This is a genomic window from Mesorhizobium sp. BH1-1-5 (assembly GCF_020165615.1).
Classification (GTDB): Bacteria; Pseudomonadota; Alphaproteobacteria; order Rhizobiales; family Rhizobiaceae; genus Mesorhizobium.
Genome location: NZ_JAIUIM010000006.1, coordinates 122,877 through 139,128, shown reverse-complemented (window position 1 = coordinate 139,128; position 16,252 = coordinate 122,877). Strand labels below are relative to the sequence as shown.

At 64.7% G+C, this 16,252-nt stretch carries 14 protein-coding genes; 10 read left to right on the top strand and 4 right to left on the bottom strand.

Going from position 1 to position 16,252, the window contains the following annotated elements; all coding sequences use genetic code 11:
• Window positions 1-4: 4 nt before the first annotated feature.
• Window positions 5-1,243: a nucleotidyltransferase family protein gene (locus LB572_RS10195; protein WP_140801992.1), complete on the bottom strand. Its 1,239-nt coding sequence runs from the start codon at window positions 1,241-1,243 to the stop codon at window positions 5-7.
• 501 nt (window positions 1,244-1,744) lie between these two features.
• Here LB572_RS10195 and LB572_RS10190 point away from each other — a divergent pair.
• The 6 genes from LB572_RS10190 to LB572_RS10165 all read left to right on the top strand — a co-directional run bounded on the left by LB572_RS10190 (window position 1,745) and on the right by LB572_RS10165 (window position 7,550).
• Window positions 1,745-1,897: a lasso RiPP family leader peptide-containing protein gene (locus LB572_RS10190; protein WP_095769314.1), complete on the top strand. Its 153-nt coding sequence runs from the start codon at window positions 1,745-1,747 to the stop codon at window positions 1,895-1,897.
• A gap of 155 nt (window positions 1,898-2,052) precedes the next feature.
• A complete protein-coding gene (locus tag LB572_RS10185) occupies window positions 2,053-2,352 on the top strand; it encodes a PqqD family protein (protein ID WP_140801991.1) in 300 nt (99 codons plus the stop codon).
• Entirely contained in the window at window positions 2,336-2,752 is a 417-nt protein-coding gene (locus tag LB572_RS10180) for a lasso peptide biosynthesis B2 protein (protein ID WP_224667635.1), read from the top strand. The genes LB572_RS10185 and LB572_RS10180 overlap by 17 nt, the downstream gene beginning before the upstream one ends.
• A 3-nt stretch (window positions 2,753-2,755) precedes the next feature.
• On the top strand, window positions 2,756-4,669 hold the full coding sequence (locus LB572_RS10175; RefSeq protein WP_140801990.1) for a lasso peptide isopeptide bond-forming cyclase: 1,914 nt from the start codon (window positions 2,756-2,758) through the stop codon (window positions 4,667-4,669).
• Window positions 4,666-5,646: a serine kinase gene (locus LB572_RS10170; protein WP_224667634.1), complete on the top strand. Its 981-nt coding sequence runs from the start codon at window positions 4,666-4,668 to the stop codon at window positions 5,644-5,646. The genes LB572_RS10175 and LB572_RS10170 overlap by 4 nt, the downstream gene beginning before the upstream one ends.
• Before the next feature lie 8 nt (window positions 5,647-5,654).
• Entirely contained in the window at window positions 5,655-7,550 is a 1,896-nt protein-coding gene (locus tag LB572_RS10165; RefSeq protein WP_224667633.1) for an ABC transporter ATP-binding protein, read from the top strand.
• On the opposite strand, the gene LB572_RS10160 is transcribed toward LB572_RS10165, so the two are convergent.
• On the bottom strand, window positions 7,524-7,796 hold the full coding sequence (locus tag LB572_RS10160) for an exopolysaccharide production repressor exox (RefSeq protein WP_224667632.1): 273 nt from the start codon (window positions 7,794-7,796) through the stop codon (window positions 7,524-7,526). The two genes, LB572_RS10165 and LB572_RS10160, sit on opposite strands and share 27 nt — an antisense overlap.
• Before the next feature lie 608 nt (window positions 7,797-8,404).
• Between LB572_RS10160 and LB572_RS10155 the strand changes: the two genes are divergently transcribed.
• The 4 genes from LB572_RS10155 to LB572_RS10140 all read left to right on the top strand — a co-directional run bounded on the left by LB572_RS10155 (window position 8,405) and on the right by LB572_RS10140 (window position 13,080).
• Window positions 8,405-9,082: a sugar transferase gene (locus LB572_RS10155; protein WP_041001197.1), complete on the top strand. Its 678-nt coding sequence runs from the start codon at window positions 8,405-8,407 to the stop codon at window positions 9,080-9,082.
• A gap of 187 nt (window positions 9,083-9,269) precedes the next feature.
• Entirely contained in the window at window positions 9,270-10,448 is a 1,179-nt protein-coding gene (locus LB572_RS10150; protein WP_224667631.1) for a polysaccharide biosynthesis/export family protein, read from the top strand.
• A 229-nt stretch (window positions 10,449-10,677) separates the two neighbouring features.
• On the top strand, window positions 10,678-11,769 hold the full coding sequence (locus tag LB572_RS10145) for an acyltransferase family protein (protein WP_224667630.1): 1,092 nt from the start codon (window positions 10,678-10,680) through the stop codon (window positions 11,767-11,769).
• Window positions 11,770-11,796: 27 nt separating this feature from the next.
• Complete coding sequence (locus LB572_RS10140) at window positions 11,797-13,080, top strand: O-antigen ligase family protein (protein ID WP_140801984.1); 1,284 nt, start codon at window positions 11,797-11,799, stop codon at window positions 13,078-13,080.
• Here LB572_RS10140 and LB572_RS10135 read toward each other — a convergent pair whose 3' ends face one another.
• A complete protein-coding gene (locus LB572_RS10135; RefSeq protein ID WP_224667629.1) occupies window positions 13,081-15,177 on the bottom strand; it encodes an ABC transporter permease in 2,097 nt (698 codons plus the stop codon).
• Window positions 15,174-16,235 carry a quaternary amine ABC transporter ATP-binding protein gene (locus LB572_RS10130; protein ID WP_224667628.1) on the bottom strand — a complete coding sequence of 354 codons (1,062 nt, stop codon included), beginning with the start codon at window positions 16,233-16,235 and terminating at the stop codon, window positions 15,174-15,176. The genes LB572_RS10135 and LB572_RS10130 overlap by 4 nt, the downstream gene beginning before the upstream one ends.
• Window positions 16,236-16,252 lie beyond the last annotated feature (17 nt).

The window sequence follows — 16,252 nt, the reverse complement described above, 5'->3', positions numbered from 1 at the left end:
GGGCTCACCTTTCGCTTGCATGAGTGGCAGCCCCGCCCGCGATTTTGATCATTTCGCTCCGCGCCGGCTCGATATGGGCCGGGCGCTCGAAGATGCGCCGGCTGAGGTCGGCGGAGGCCGCCCAGCCGGCTTCGGCCAGGTAACGGACCGGCTCGCGGCCGCAGAGCTCCCAAAGCACATGGCGTCGCTGCGGCCAGCGCAGGGACGCCAGCCAGGGCGCGATCACCATATGGAAGAGATCGGCATTGCCGATGCGGGCCAGGACGCGGGTGGCGCGATCCGAAAGCAGCGTGCCGGCGGCGCCGAGCAGCACGTCGGCCGCGCGCAGGCCGAGGAGCAGCGTGTCCGCCAGGCCCTGCCGGGCGGCATGGTCAAGCACCATCTGCTGCTCGGCTTCGCTCAGGCGGCTGGCGCTGGCCCTGACGTCGCAGACATAGCCGGCGCAGGGCTCGCGGTTGAAAAAGGCCTTGGCGACGCTGATCGAGGACAACAGCAAGGTGTCGGCGGCCGCGATCACCGGCATGGCGGCGCCGGCTACCTCGACTTCGCGCCTGCGGCGCAGGAAGCCGTCGGTATCGCGAGGACTGGGCGAACCCGGCTGCTGCAGCCGGTGGTGGAGGTCGACCGTCGAGACCCTCGCGCCATCTTCGCGAACCATATGCTGCTCGCCGAGGAAGCGCACCCACCAGACCGAGCGCGACTTGCCGGCAACCTCATAGCCGATCGTGCGCAACGCATCCCGGGCCTTGGCGAAACCGGTCGGCGAAACCAGTATGTCGACATCACCGGATGGCTTCATGAAATGGTCGCCATAGAGCAGATGCTGCTGCAGCGGCCCCTTGACGAAGACGAAATCGACCCGGCTCTCGCGCAGCACGCGATCGATGGCCATCGAATCGCCGATGCAAGCGGCATTCATCGACATGGTGCGCCGACGGTAGCCATCGAGCCATCCAGACAATTCCGCAGGCGCGGCACCGACGGGCGCACGCTTGAGCGCCTTGAGAAGAAACACGGCGACTTTGTTCAGCCTGGCGATGTCGGCGACGTTGGCGGCCGAGATCGTTGGGGCTGGCAGGATTGTCGGGGCCGACGAGATCGTCGGCGCGGGCGTGTCGACCCGGCCGCCCATGATGCCGACGCCTGGCGCGAAAAACAGCCTCAGGCAGGCCTGAACATAGGCGACTTCGTCGGCGCAGCTGGCGGCGCGCAGCCTTTCATAGGAGCCATCCTGCATCGCCATGCCCGATGTCGTTCTCCGCAAAATGCCGCCCGAGGCGCTTATACCGCAACTGCGAAGAAAAGCACCGGGAAAATTATCGCGACCCGCCCAGGGGCCTGCTCGGGCCGCTTCATCTCTGCAACCCAAGCGTTAGAATCGTCGCACCTTCAATCACTTTTGAAGACAACGAAGGAGATATCCGGCCGGTGCCAAAAAGTGGCGATTTTTTGCGGCAATTTCTTCGCATATGCGAAATGGCTTTCGCGATCCGAAAATTACCACAAATAAATCAAATGCTTATTTAAACGGCAAAGACTTGCGGTTGAATCCGAGAGCGGTCGAGGTTTACGATAATGGGCCTCACGGCTTGATCACCAACGAAGGCGAGCGCAACCGAGAATTGATTAATGCTTGGTAAATCAGGCTTGACTCATGAATGGTGCCGTGCAGCAATCGCGCTGCAGCATAGCAATATGCTGGCGGCGTTCTGCGGCCGCTTCCAGTCCTTAATTGGAGAGTAAAATGGAACAGAATGTTGAAAAGCATGAGTACGAGACCCCCAGCCTGACGGTTCACGGTTCTATCGAAACGATCACGCAGGGCGGTGCTGGCACGACGGCGCTTGACGCGAGCTTTCCCGCGCACACGCCGGTCGGCGAGCTGACTTTCTCTTAAGCTTGCAGACATCCGGGTGTCTAAGTTGGGGCTCCGGATGCTCTTCCAACAGGTGAGCCGGGGGGCTTCTGTCCCCCGGCTTCCTGTCAAGGATCGTCGGCAACCGATCCACGGCAAGGTCTGAGGGCGCGGCGGGCCAGCAACGAGGTTTTAGGATGAACTGGAACCCTTCGGACCATGACCGCGTGGTCGCGACCAACGAGGCGGTGGCTTGTGAATTCGGCGCCGGGCTGGCGCTGCTCCACCTCAAATCCAATGTCTATTACAGCCTGAACGGCGTCGGCGCCTTCATCTGGGAGCAGATCCAGGAGCCGCGATCGATCCTCGATATCCGCAGCGCGGTGTTCGCGCGCTACAATGTCGATGCCGAGCGCTGCAAGGCCGATGTCGAGGGATTGCTCAAGGGGCTGAGCGAAGCAGGGCTTGCGAGGCTCCACAGTGAAGAACTGGTCTAGGCTCCGCTCGCTGAGCGGCCAGGAGATGCTGTTTCTGGCACGCTGCCTGGCAGTGGTGAGCGCGGTACGGCTTGCGCTGACGCTGTCCTCCTATAGCCATGTCCGCAGCCTGGTGACGCGGCTGGACGCCAGACGCGACGCCAGCATCGCCGACCTGCGGCGTGTCGCATGGGGCGTCGCCGCCGCGGCGCGGCTCGTGCCGGGCGCCAGCTGCCTCACCCAGGCGCTGGCCGGACAATATCTGCTCGCCCGCCAGGGCAACGCCTCGAAGATCAGCATCGGCATCGAGAAGGGAACGGGCAGCGAGCTCAAGGCGCATGCCTGGCTGATGAGCGGCAGCCATATCGTGCTTGGCGGCTCAATCAACGGGTTTGCCCATCTGGTCGACCATGGGTCGTGAGCGATGAGCGGCGTCGCCGGAATCCTGCTCAGCGACAATGGCCGGCCCGCCGCGGCCGCCGATATCCAGCAGATGCTTTCGCGCATGCGCCACCGCGCCCGCGACGGCAGCTCATGGTGGACGGAGGGGAGCGTGGCGCTCGGCCACGCCTGGCTCGACACGACCGGCGAGGACGGCCCCGGCCCGCTGACCATGGCCGGCGGCAAGCTCGCCATCACCGCGGACTGCCGGCTGGACAATCGCGACGAGCTTCTGGCGCGGCTCGGCCTGCGCGACCGGTCGATCGCCGACGCGGTGCTGATCATGCGCGCCTATCTCAAATGGGGCGAAGCCTGCCCGACCTATCTGCAGGGCGATTTCGCCTTTGCGATATGGGACGGCGAGCGCCAGGCGCTGTTTTGCGCGCGCGACCATTTCGGCGTCAAACCTTTCTACTATCATTCGACCGGCAGGCGCTTTGCCTTCGCTTCGGAGATCGGGCCGATCCTGGCGCTGGACGGTGTCGGCAGGCGCCTCAGCGAGCACCAGATCTCCGGTTTCCTCGCCGGCTTGCCGGACGATCCGCAGGCCACGCCCTATGCCGAGATCTTCCGCTTGCCGGCGCGGCACAGCATGACGGTCGCGAACCGTCAGGTGGTGCTGCGGCGCTACTGGCAGATCGAGCCGTCCCAGCGGCCGCCGCGCTCGGACGCGGCCGAGGAATTCAGGCATCTCTTCGCGCAATCGGTAGAGAACCGGATGCGCGGCACGCCGGCCGTCGGCGCCATGCTGAGCGGCGGGCTCGATTCCTCCTCGATCGCTTGCGTCGCGGGTCTTCGCGCGGCGGCGCAGCGCAACCCGAAGCTCAAGACCTTCTCGCTGGTCTTCGACAAGGGCTCGTCGATGGACGAGAAGCCGTTCATCGATGCGGTGCTCGACGACAATCCACTCGACGCCACGCTGATTGCCGTCGGCAATTACGCGCCCTTCGCCGAATTCGAGCGCATCCTGGAGGAGCAGGAAGGCACGTTCCTGGCGCCAGGCCTGTCCTTGACGCGCGACCTTTACCGCACGGCGGGCGCCAAGGGCGTCAAAGTGCTTCTCGACGGGCATGGCGGCGACGAGGTCGTCTCGCAGGGCCATGGACACCTTCATGAGCTCGCCAATGCCGGCAGGTGGCTCGAGCTGTGGCGCGAATTGCACAGCGCGGCCAACACCTATGGCGAGGGCATGCTCTCCCTCTATTTCAAGTTCCTGACCATCTACGGGCCGGCCTGGCGGATCGCGCGGATGCGGTCGATGGCCAGACGCGTCGTCGGCAAGGTGCGGCGCAGGCCGGCGCCAGCCGCGCGCGCCGCCTGGACAGGCCTGGTCAACCCGGAGCTTGCCAGGCGCACCGATCTTGCCGAGCGTTTCCATCGCAGCGGTTACATGCCGACAGCCGTCACCGCCAGCGAAGCGTTGACGCATCGCTGGCTGCTGTCGACCGGGCTGGTACCGCACGCCTTCGAAGTGCTCGACAAGGCCGCCGCCAATTCCGGCGTCGAGCCCCGCTATCCGTTCTGGGACAAGCCGCTCGTCGAATTCTGCCTGGCGCTGCCCGGCGAGGAAAAGCTCAAGGACGGTTTTGGCCGCCATGTGCTGCGCCGGGCCATGCACGGCGTCCTGCCACCGGCCGTGCAATGGCGGCGCGACAAGATCGATTTCACCGCCAACCTGGTCAAGGGCATGCTCGGCAACCACCGCGAGCTTCTGGACAGGCTGCTGATATCGGACAGCGAGCGGATCGCGCCCTATGTCAACTTGCCTGAAGTGAACGCGGTCTATGAGCGCCTGCTGCGCCAGCCCGAGCAGGCGACGCTGCCCGACGTCCAGCATGTCTGGCGCTCGGTATCGCTGTCGTTGTGGCTGCGGCAAGTCCAGGGAAGCCCCGCATGAACCTCCCGATCGCTTCCCTTGCGCGGCCCGACCCCGCCACCGAGACGACGGCGCCAGCCGGACGCGTCCGCCATTTCTACAAGGCCTACGGGCTGATCGTCAGCTCGGACGTGGCGCTGCCGGAACTGGAACCGGCGGCGACGGCGACACCCGACCTGGAGATTGCTGTCGGGCCGGTCGACTTCCCCGACGGCGCATCGCAGGGCGCGACGGCCTTCCGGTTCGAGCCGACGCGCCAATATCTTTTATGGCAGGCCGTCGGCACCTTCATGATCAGCGACGGCAGGCGTATCGATGTCGATCCCGCGCCGGGGATCGACGACCCGCTGCTTGCCTTTCCGCTGCTCGGGCCGGTGATGGCGCTCGCTCTTCACCAGCGCGGGCTGCTCGTCCTGCATGCCAGCGCCATTGCCGTCAGCGGCGAGAGCGTGATCTTCATGGGCGACAAGGGTGCCGGCAAGTCGACGACGGCGGGCGCGATGATCCGCGCCGGCCATCGGCTGCTCACCGACGATGTCGTGGCGCTGGATCTGTCCGATCCGAACCGGCCGATGATCCTGCCTGGATTTCCGCAGCTCAAGCTCGCCGCGGACGCGGCCGGCGCCATTCGCCTCGATCAGGCGGAGGTGCGTCCGCAGGTGCATCCGCAAATCGACAAGGCGCAGCACCGGCTGCGCGACGGATTTGCCGGCGAGGCGGTGCCGGTATCGCGCATCTATGTGCTCGAGCGCGGCGGGCGGGCGGCGATCTCGCCGCTAACCGGCGCCGCCGCGCTGCCGGCGATCATCAAATTCTCCTATGTCACGCGGTTCGGCCGGCAGGCGCTGCCCGGCGATCTTGCCGCCGCGCATCTCAGCCAATGCGCACAGGTCGCCGGGCGGGTCGGCGTCAGCCGCCTCGAAGTGCCGACCGGACTCACCCGGATCGACGAAGCGGTCGCCGCGATCGAAACCGACCTGGCGTCCGGGACAGGGTGAGCCAAGGCATGGGCTGGTCCTCGAAATTTCGCCTGTCGCTTTTCCGGGACGTCGCCGGTTTCGGCGCCATGATGGCGCATGTCGGCGGACGGCGCACGGCGACGGCGCTTGCCTTCCTGATGCTGGGGAGTCTCACCGAAGGCATGTCGATCCTGCTGCTCGTGCCGCTGTTGCGCCTGATCGGCAAGGCCGAGCAGGATTACGCGGTGCGAGTGCCGGAGGCCTTGCATTGGCTGGTGCCCGGCGGGACGCTGTCGCTCGCCACCGTGCTCTCACTGCTCGTCGCGCTGGTGGCGCTGCAGGCGATTTTCAACCGCTTCAAATCGGTCTACATGGCGCGGCTGCTCTACGACTTCGTCAACCGCGTGCGCATGAACCTGTTCGAGAGCGTCGGCAAGGCGCGTTGGGGCGTTTTCACCCGCATCCGCGGCTCCGATCTCGACCATGCCCTCAACGGCGACGTCGACCGCGTGCAGGTGGCGGCCTTCTCGCTGCTGATGCTGACCCAGGCGACGTTGCTCCTGGCCGGCTATCTCGTGGTCTCGCTGTTCATCTCGCCGGCGATGACATCCTTCGCCATCCTCATCGGGCTGGTGCTGCTGGTCGCGCTGCAGCCGTTCAGGGCGCGCGCCAGCGCCTACGGCCGCACGCTGACCGGCAATCGCCAGGACCAGTACCGCACGGTCTCCGAGTTCCTCGGCGGCATCAAGGTCGCCAAGAGCCTGAATGTCGAGGCAAGCTACTTTTCCGAGCTCGGCGCGACGCTGGAGAGGATGAAGGCCGACAACATCGCCTTTGTCCGCAACAGCTCGCTCGGCACCGCGCTGTTCCAGGTTACGAGCGTGATCGGGCTCAGCCTCTTCATCTATATCGCGCTGGTCCGCTTCCACCTGTCGCTGGCCGAGATCGTCGTGCTGCTGCTGGTCTTCATGCGGGTCGCGCCGCGCTTCATGGATATGCAGCTTCAGACCCAGCAGGTGCTGATCAACCTGCCGGCCTACGCTTCGATGCAAAACCTCCAGGCCCGCTTCGACGCCGAGCGCGAGCCGGAGGAGAGCATGGCCGAACAAGCCGCAAAACTGTCGCTCGAAACCGGTCTCAACATCCGCGATGTGGCCTTCGCCTATGGCGAGGGCGACGGCAAGCCGGTGGTCAGCGACATCACTTTCGGCCTGCCGGCGGGCAAGGTGACGGCGCTGATCGGCCCCTCCGGTTCCGGCAAGAGCACGATCGCCGACATGCTGCTTGGCCTGCTCGAACCCACCGAGGGACATATCCTGACCGATGGCGTCGAGATCACGGCGCAAAATCGCAGGGCCTGGCGCGACAAGGTCGCCTATGTGCCGCAGGACGTGTTCCTGCTGCACGACACGATCGCCGCCAATCTGCGCCTTGCCGCGCCTGAGGCCAGCGACGACGAGCTATGGGCGGCCTTGCGCAACGCCCACGCCGCCGATTTCGTCGAGCGGCTGGCATTGCGGCTCGATACGGTGGTGGGCGACCGCGGTGTGCGGCTTTCCGGCGGCGAGCGGCAGCGCATCGCCTTGGCGCGGGCGCTGCTGCGCAAGCCGTCGCTGCTCATCCTCGACGAGGCGACGAGCGCGCTCGACTGGCAGAATCAGTCGCTGATCGCCCAATCGATCGAGGCGCTGCGCGGCCGAATGACGATTTTGACCATCGCGCACCGGCCATCGATGATCGCCTTCGCCGATTGGGTCGTGGCGATCGAGAACGGACGCATCGTCGAGGTCGGACAATATCGGCGGCTGAAAGCGAAGGCCAGCAGCCGCCTGGCCAGGATGCTTTCCGGCGAGCAGGCCGAGCGCGAAACCGCGCCATCGGTCGAAGCCGGGTCGATACCGGCGCCGGCCGAACGATCAGTGGAGGCTGCGTCTGGCGCTTAGCTTTTCGCCTTCGGCGACCTCGTTCAGGATTGCGCCGCGGTCGGCTTCGCGGGCCTTGTCGGCCGATGTCGGCGTGGTTCTGCCGATCATGGCAAAGACCAGAAGGAAATAGCCGGCCTGGATAATGACGGCGCAGACGACGGCGCGAAGCAGGATGGTGCCCGCCGAGGCGCCATCGAAATAGGACCAGCCGATGACGATCGCCAGCGCGAACATCATGCCTATGATGAATTTCGGCAGAGACATGTTCGCCGGCCCCTCAACCGAGACGAGCATGCAGAAGCTGCGACTTACCCACCCGCGTAACTCCCCGTTGCGCCAAAGAGCTTTATATGGCTGCCCCTATCCGGCCGGTTGCTTCCGGCCTTCCTTACCCATGCAGACTATGACAGGAACATTTTGCGACTCTATTAAGGCGCGCCTGCCGGAGCAAGGCCGCGCAGGTATGGTTTCCAACGATTTTACGAGATCGACTCTGCCATGCTGCGTCGCACACTCTGGCTCCGGCAGCTATTCAATTAGCCGCCTACCGCTCCAGTAAAACCTGTCACTTTGATTAGTATTTTAGCTGAATAACTTACCATGGCGAGTGCTTCCAGCCGTGTGCAACCGCGTTTCTTCTGCAGCAAAGAACGCACTGTCCAAAAATGGCCCAAAAGGTGGACTACATTTTCCTGGTTTTCTCTCATCTTGTCATAAACGTGCCACAAAGGTGAAAATTTGGGCAGGGCAGGTTTATTATTTAGTCAATTCATGACGTGAACATTTCAATGCGATGGGAAATTGTGTGTTGCGCTGCAGCATTTTTTTGATATCTTGCCGTAAACCATCCGTTCAACGTATGGAGCTTCTGCATGAGGGACGTCGCCAAGTCGGCTAATGCGGGTTTTGCGCAGGTCGGCGTTGATTTTCCACCCCCCATCGGCGGTCTGCTCAAACGCAGTTTCGATATCGTCGGTTCCCTGTCCGGGCTGGTTCTGCTCAGCCCGCTTTTCCTAATGGTCGCCCTGCTGGTCAAGCTTTCGGACAATGGTCCGATCTTCTATGGCCACAAGCGCATCGGCCGCGGCGGCAGGATTTTCTCCTGCCTCAAATTCCGCACCATGGTGACGGACGGCGAGCGCGTGCTCGCCGCCTATCTGGCCGCCAATCCGGAAGCCAACGCCGAATGGATCGCGACGCGCAAGCTGAAGAACGATCCACGCGTCACCCGCGTCGGCCAGGTGCTTCGCAAGCTCAGCCTCGACGAGCTGCCGCAGATCCTCAACATCCTGCAGGGCGATATGAGCCTTGTCGGCCCGCGCCCGGTCGTGCGCGACGAGCTGGAGATCTATGGCAGCGCCGCGGTCTATTACCTGAAGTCGCGTCCCGGCCTCACCGGGCTGTGGCAGGTAAGCGGGCGCAACGACGTGTCCTACGACACGCGCGTCGCCTTCGACCGCCACTATGTCGAGAACTGGTCGATGTTCCAGGACATTCGCATCATCTTCAAGACCGTTCCTGCCGTGTGGATGTCGCGCGGCAGCTACTGACCAACTAGGCCTGCCCCCGCCGAACTCGGGGCAGGCATCCGGCAGTGATCTCATCGGGCGGATGGGGCCAAAGCGGATCGGAAACGTTCATTTGACAAAAGCCCTCTTAGGACTGTCTTTCGCCTGCAGTCTCATATCCCGGACACCAGCCCGCTTCGCGGGCGTTTTGCTTGCGGCGTCGCTGACCATGCCGCAACTGGCGGCCGCCGACGATTATCAGCTTGGCCCACAGGACAAGCTTAACATCCGCGTCGCCGAATGGCAGACGGTCGACGGCACGTTCCGCGACTGGTCGGCCATCAATGGCGAGTATTCGGTCGGCCCGGGCGGGACGCTCTCGGTGCCGTTCGTCGGCAACTTGCAAGCCGCCGGCAAGACGACGGCCGATGTCGCCTCGGCGATCGGGCTTGCCCTGCAGCGTAAGCTGGCGCTACCCGACAAACCGGAAGCTTCGGTCGAGATGGCGCAGTTCCGGCCGTTCTACATTTCGGGCGAAGTCCAGACCCCCGGCCAGTTTCCCTTCGTGCCCGATCTGACGGTGCTCAAGGCAATCAGCATCGCCGGCGGCATAAGGCGCAACGCCGATTACGGCCCCCAGCTCGGCAAGGACCTGGTCACCGCCAAGGGCAGCTTCGACATCTATGACGACCAGCGCATCCGCCTGCTCGTCAAACGCGCCAGGATCGATGCCGACCTCGCCGGGAAGACGACCTTCGAGGTGCCAAAGGAAATCGAGGGCGATCCGAAACTGGCGACCATCGTTGCCGACGAAACGGCGATCTTGGTCTCCGACCAGAAATCGCTGAAGCTGAAGCTCGATGCGCTCGACGATTTGAAGGGTGTTCTGCAGTCGGAAATCGAATCGCTGCAGAAGAAGATCACCAACCAGCAGAAGCAGGTCGACCTGGCCGAGAAGCAGGCCGAGAGCATCGGTCCGCTGGCGCAGAAAGGCCTGGTTGCCAATGCGCGCCTGCTGTCGTCGCAGCAGTCGGTCACCGACCTGCAAGGCAAGATCCTCGACTATGAGACGGCCATCCTCACCGCCAAGCAGTCGATCAGCAAGGCAGATCAGGACGCCATCGATGCCAAGAACTCGCTGAATTCCACCCTCACCGCCAACCGCCAGCAGGCCGAGGCGGACCTCAACGAGGCGACGTTGAAGGCGGGCATGCAGAAAGGCCTGATCGCGCAGGCGTCGGACCCGGCGACGGCGGCCAGCATGACCGGCGACCAGGAGCCGACCCTGCTCTATTCGCTGGTGCGGGTCGCAGACGGCAAGACCAGCGAGGTCGAAGCCAAGGAAGACACGCCCGTGCTGCCGGGCGACGTGATCAAGGTGAAGCTGGCGCCGACGGCCAGCCAGTAGCGCCGCCGGTCCGAGGCTTGCGCGGAGCGAGCCGGGAACGCAGGCGGGAGGGACAAGCCAGGCTCGTTCGCGTCGAGCCGGATATGATTTCAGGTCGATGACCCGAAATCATCCGGCTCTAAACCAAAGAGATAGAGCATGATGTCATCCGAAAACCCGCTTCACACTTTTCGGCATCATGCTCTAGGCGCGGGCGGGCGATCTGTTTTGGACCGCTTGAAGGCATAACATGCAGGCCGCAGCCCCGCGTCACGTATATCTGAACCTCGACGCCATCCGCGGCGTGGCGGCGATCAGCGTCATGCTGTACCACTTCTCGCCGTTCCTGGCCGACGCCAAGGTGCTGCCGTCGAGCTATCTTGCGGTCGATCTTTTCTTCCTGCTCAGCGGCTTCGTCATCGCGCATGCCTATGACCGCAAGATCGAGAATGGCATGGGCTTCGGCACTTTCGTGGCCATCCGCCTGATCCGGCTCTATCCGCTCTATCTCGCCGGCACGCTGCTCGGCTTCTTCTATCTGCTGGTCAAGAACGGGCTGATGCCGGCCGAATACATGCCGCTGTCCGAGATCGGCATGCAGCTGACCACCGGCATGTTCTTCATCCCGCTGGTCAGCGATGCCTATCACACGATCTTTCCGCTCAATCCGGCTTCGTGGTCGCTGTTCTTCGAGCTCATCGTCAACATCGCCTATGTCGCGGTCTTCGTCATCTTGTCGCGGCGCGTCCTGACGGGGATCGTCGCCGTCAGCCTCGTGCTGCTGATCGTCGCCTCGATCTTAGCCGGCACGCTGGACTTCGGCATGACCGGCAGCACCATCCTCAGCGGGCTGCCGCGCGTCACCTTCTCGTTCTTCCTCGGCGTGCTGCTCTGCCGATCGATGGCGCGCTGGCAAGATGGCCTCGGCTTTCTGCGGCGCGGCTTATGGGTCGAGGGCGCGATCCTGCTCACGCTTGGCGTCTTCGCCATCGCGCCGGCCGGCGGCGCGCGCGTTGCCTACGACCTTGCCGCGATCGTCATCGTCTTCCCGGTCATGGTGATGACCGGCGCGGTGGCGCCGACCGCGCCGCTTCTGTCCGGCTTCTATGGCTGGCTCGGGCGGATTTCCTACCCGATCTACATTATTCACACGCCGATGCTGATGATCATCGCCGGAGCCGGCAAGGCCTTCTCGATCGATCCGTTCGCGCATCATCCCTGGTTCGGCATCGTGATGGCGGCCCTGGTCGTCGTCATCGCCGACATCGCCACGCGCATCTATGACGAGCCGGTACGTCGCTTCCTGCAACGGCAAATGCAGCGCGCCCGGGCCGTGGCTTAGAGAAGGGCTAAACGGACAAAATCCGGTATGAAGATTCCGAAATCCATCCTGATCGATCCCAATCGCAACGAAACCTACGGCACCTTCGCCGTCGCGGTTTCGATGCTCGCCTTCGCCTATTCGCCGAATTTCGGGCAGATCCTTATCCTTGCCTACTACGCCGTCTGGCTGCCGCTGCTGTTCGTCGACTATCGGCGCTTCACCTGGAGACTTTCCAGCGCCTGGCTGCCCATACTGCTTGCGGCCTATGTCTGCTTCTCGGTGTTCTGGTCCCAGGCGGCGGGCATCAGCGCGCGCGCCGCGGTGCAATATTCCTCGCATATCGTCTGCGCCTATGTGGCCGCGCGCACCATCAACATGCGCACGCTGGTAGTGGGCTCGCTGATCGGCATCTTCTTCGTTCTGCTCTATTCCCTGAAAGTCGGCGCTTACGCGCTCGACACGATCGACGGCACGGTCAATTTCGTCGGCGCCTTCGGCTCCAAGAACCAGATCGGCTTCTTCTCGTCGCTCGGCATCTTCTTCTGCCTTGCCTTCCTGGTCTTCTACCGGCGCAACTGGCTGGGCTTCGTCTGGACCGCGCCGATCATGCTTTTATCGGTCTATATGCTGGCCATCGCCCATTCGGCGACGTCGGTGGCCTCGCTGCCGGCGGTGATCGGCATCGTTATGCTGCTCACCATGACCAAGGTCTTGTCGCTGCGCTATCGCCGGGTGCTGTTCATCGTCGGCGCCGGCGCGCTGGTGACGGGCGTGGTCGCAGCGCTCAACCTCGGCCTGCTGGACGTCGTGCTCGGCCTCTTCGGCAAGGATTCGACGCTCACCGGCCGCACCTATCTGTGGGAGCAGGGCTGGGAGGCGGCGCAGCAGCATCCGCTGCTCGGCTATGGCTATGCCGCCTATTGGGTGCAGGGCTTTGCCGATCCGGAGCGGCTGTGGGCGGAGTTCTACATCTCGACGCGCTCCGGCTTCCATTTCCACAACACCTATGTCGAGACGCTGGTCGAGATCGGCTTCATCGGCGTCACCTTGCTGGCGCTGGTGATCCTGCGCTCTTTCTACGGCCATGTGTCGAAAGTGGTGTTCGGCGACTGGAACGCCGATTCGGTGGTGCTTGCCGGCGCGATCGGGCTGATGCTGATCCGCTCCTTCTTCGAGGTCGAGATGCTCGGCCCCTACTTCATGGCATCCTTCATCGTCTATTACGGCCTGTTCACGCTGACCCCATTGCCGGCTTTCCGGCGCCGCAGGGTTGCCATGCCCGCCGAGGATGACAGACCTGCCAACGGCCGCGTCCCGGCGCCGGTCTGATCAGTGTGAAGCAACCGCGGAGCGCGCGACGGCGGCCTGGATCAACCGGTCGGCAAGGATCGCCAGGAAGGCGATCGACAGGCCGGCGATGAGGCCCATGCCGGCATCGGCCTTGCCGAGCGCGACATAGACCGCCTGGCCGAGATCGCGCGTGCCAACAAGGGCGGCGATGGCCAGCATGGAGAGCGCCGCCATGATGGTCTGGTTGAGGCCGAGCATGACGACCGGCAAAGCGAGCGGCAGCTTGGCCTGCAGCAAGGTCTGCATCGGCGTCGCGCCCATCTGCTCGACCGCCTCGACGACGTCGGCGCGCACATGCCTCAGTCCGTGCTCGACATAGCGGATCGGCGGCACGATGGCATAGAGCATGATGGCGATCAGCGCCGTGAACTCGCCGACCTTGAAGAACATCAGCGCCGGGATGAGGAAGACGAATTGCGGCATGGTCTGCAGCGCGTCGCAGATCGGCTTCAGGATGCGCGAGACGCGGTCGCTATGCGCCGCCCATGTGCCAAGCGCGCCGCCGACCAGAAGGCAAAGCAGGACCGCCAGCGTGCAGAGATAGAGCGACTGCACCAGCTGTGGCCACAGCCCGTTGACCAGGATCAGCCCGAAGCCCGCTACCGCGAAGAGGCCGAGCCGCGGCCCGCCCACCTGGGCGGCAAGCAGGGCGACGGCAAGGATGAAGACGAGCCAGGGCAGATCGAGGAAGCCGGTGTAGAGAACGAGGCCGGCGGCGACCACGGCGACCGCCGCCCGCCAGCCGGAACGGCGCACAACCAGAACGGCCAAGGCCAGCACCAGGACGACATAGGCGGCCAGTGCCGACGGCGGCAAGACGAAGCCCCACATTGCCGGCGTTGCCGAGCCCGAAATGCCGACGCGCATCGGCAGAAGCAGGCAATAGAGCACGGAATTGCGCAGGCCGTTGAAGAACCAGGCATAGTCGCGCACCAGCCCCAGCAGCCACTGGTTGACGGCGCCCATCTGCATGCGCAGCCCGGTTTCCGGCAGAAGCGTCGCATCGGGGGCTGCGAGCCGGATGACGACGGCGAGAGCCAGCGCGACCGCCAGCGTCATGGCCAGGCGGCGCGACGTCATCCAGCGCATGGCGCGCGTCGGCCCGGTTTCCGGCGCCTTGGCGAAGCCGATGGTGAGGCGGTCGATGAGGATGGCAAGCAGCGCGATCACCAGGCCGGAGAGGATGCTCTGGCCGAACTCGGCCTTGCGCATCGAGGACAGGACTTCCCAGCCGATGTCCTCGAAACCGCCGATGATGGCGGCGACGATCACCATCGACAGCGCCGCCATCGTCGTCTGGTTGAAACCGACGAGAAGCTGCGGCAGCGCCGTCGGCACCTCGACCTGCCAGAATTGCTGGCGGCGCGTGCAGCCGCTCATCAGGCCGGCCTCGCTGATCGCCGCCGGCACGCGGTCCAATCCGAGCATGGTGTTGCGCACCATCGGCGGCGTCGCGTAGATCGCCGAGGCGATCAGCCCGACCACCGGCCCGAAGCCGAACAGAAGCAGGAGCGGGATGAGATAGGCGAAGGCCGGTACCGTCTGCATCAGGTCGAGCGCGCCGAGCAGCACCGGACGCCAGCGCGGGCGAGCGTGGCCGAGAACGCCAAGCAGGAAGCCGAGCACGGTCGAGATCGGCACCGCCAGCAGCACCAGCGCCAGCGTGTTCATGCTCTGCGGCCAATAGCCGGCAAGCAGGATATAGGCGAGCGTGGCGAGCGCGAAGATCGCCAGCCGCTCGCCGCTCGACTTCAGCGCAAGAGCGACCACGGCCAGCATCACCGCCGGCCAGGGCAGCCAGGCGAGCGCCAGCCGCGCGCCGCGCATCGGCGCATCGAGCAAAGCGGAGAGCGCCCGGAATCCGGGCTGGATGACGGCGACCACCGCGTCGGTCACCGCGTTGATGTAAGTGGCCAGCGGCAGCGTCCATTCCTTGGGGAAATTGACCAGCCAGGGAAGCTCGGCTTTCAGGAGCAGGCAAAGCACCGCCAGCACGGCCAGCACGCACCAGGGAAAAAGGGCCGGCGCGATGGCGAACCTTTGCGGGGATGGTGCGAGCGCGACCGGCGCGGTCATTCGCGGGTGCGCCTCGCCTGCTCGCGCTCCAGCACGGCAAGCACCGCGCTGGCGCTGAGCAATGCCGGCGGACTGTCGCCGGCACCGGGAACGGTGAAAGCGCCGACGCCGGAGGCGAGCTGCGGGATAAGCGCCTCGAGGCTGGTGTCCGCGGCGACGCTTTGTTCGGGCAGCGCCGCGCCATTGGCCGGCGTGGCGATGTCGCCGGCCGTGATGACGCGCAGCAGCGGCATATCATCGGTGAACTGCGCGACATACTCGTCGGCCGGATTGAGGACGATGTCGGCGGGGCGGCCGATCTGGACGATCTTGCCGGCCCGCATGATCGCCAGCCGATCGGCCAGGCGGAAGGCCTCGGCGATGTCGTGGGTGATGAAGATGATGGTCTTCTTCAGCATGCGCTGCAGGCGCAGGAACTCATCCTGCATCTGCTTGCGGATCAGCGGATCGAGGGCCGAGAACGGCTCGTCGAGGAACCACAGCTCCGGCCCCACAGCGAGCGAACGGGCAATGCCGACGCGCTGCTGCTGGCCGCCGGAGAGCTGGTGCGGGAAGGACGCTTCACGGCCTTCGAGCCCGACCAGCGCGATCATCTCGCGGGCGCGGGCCTCGCGCTCCTTCGCCGGTTTGCCCTGGATCTTCAGCGGGAAGGCGACGTTGCCCAACACGTTCAGATGCGGCAGCAGGCCGAAATTCTGGAACACCATGCCCATGGCGTGGCGGCGCAGTTCGATGAGCTCCTTGCCGCTGGCGGCGAGCAGGTTCCTGCCGTCGAGCAGGATCTCGCCGGCGCTCGGCTCGACCAGACGCGACAGGCAGCGCACCAGGGTCGACTTGCCGGAGCCGGACAGACCCATGATGACGAAGATCTCGCCGGTCGCCACCTCGAAGCTGGCATCGACCACGGCCGGCAGATGCGCCTCCGCGCGCAGCCGCTCGGCCAGCGCGTCGGGATCGATCACATAGCCGCGCGAGTCGAAGTAATAGCCCGGGCGCCGGCCATAGACTTTCCAGACATTTCGACAGGCAAGCTTTATCGGGCGCGCGGCAGTGTCCATTCCCATCAACCCATGCC

Bases quoted from the DNA above. Each gene is read 5' to 3' on its own strand.
- LB572_RS10195 (WP_140801992.1), bottom strand. From the start codon at position 1,243: ATGGCGATGCAGGATGGCTCCTATGAAAGGCTGCGCGCCGCCAGCTGC.
- LB572_RS10190 (WP_095769314.1), top strand. From the start codon at position 1,745: ATGGAACAGAATGTTGAAAAGCATGAGTACGAGACCCCCAGCCTGACG.
- LB572_RS10185 (WP_140801991.1), top strand. From the start codon at position 2,053: ATGAACTGGAACCCTTCGGACCATGACCGCGTGGTCGCGACCAACGAG.
- LB572_RS10175 (WP_140801990.1), top strand. From the start codon at position 2,756: ATGAGCGGCGTCGCCGGAATCCTGCTCAGCGACAATGGCCGGCCCGCC.
- LB572_RS10170 (WP_224667634.1), top strand. From the start codon at position 4,666: ATGAACCTCCCGATCGCTTCCCTTGCGCGGCCCGACCCCGCCACCGAG.
- LB572_RS10165 (WP_224667633.1), top strand. From the start codon at position 5,655: ATGGGCTGGTCCTCGAAATTTCGCCTGTCGCTTTTCCGGGACGTCGCC.
- LB572_RS10160 (WP_224667632.1), bottom strand. From the start codon at position 7,796: ATGTCTCTGCCGAAATTCATCATAGGCATGATGTTCGCGCTGGCGATC.
- LB572_RS10155 (WP_041001197.1), top strand. From the start codon at position 8,405: ATGAGGGACGTCGCCAAGTCGGCTAATGCGGGTTTTGCGCAGGTCGGC.
- LB572_RS10150 (WP_224667631.1), top strand. From the start codon at position 9,270: ATGCCGCAACTGGCGGCCGCCGACGATTATCAGCTTGGCCCACAGGAC.
- LB572_RS10145 (WP_224667630.1), top strand. From the start codon at position 10,678: ATGCAGGCCGCAGCCCCGCGTCACGTATATCTGAACCTCGACGCCATC.
- LB572_RS10140 (WP_140801984.1), top strand. From the start codon at position 11,797: ATGAAGATTCCGAAATCCATCCTGATCGATCCCAATCGCAACGAAACC.
- LB572_RS10135 (WP_224667629.1), bottom strand. From the start codon at position 15,177: ATGACCGCGCCGGTCGCGCTCGCACCATCCCCGCAAAGGTTCGCCATC.
- LB572_RS10130 (WP_224667628.1), bottom strand. From the start codon at position 16,235: ATGGACACTGCCGCGCGCCCGATAAAGCTTGCCTGTCGAAATGTCTGG.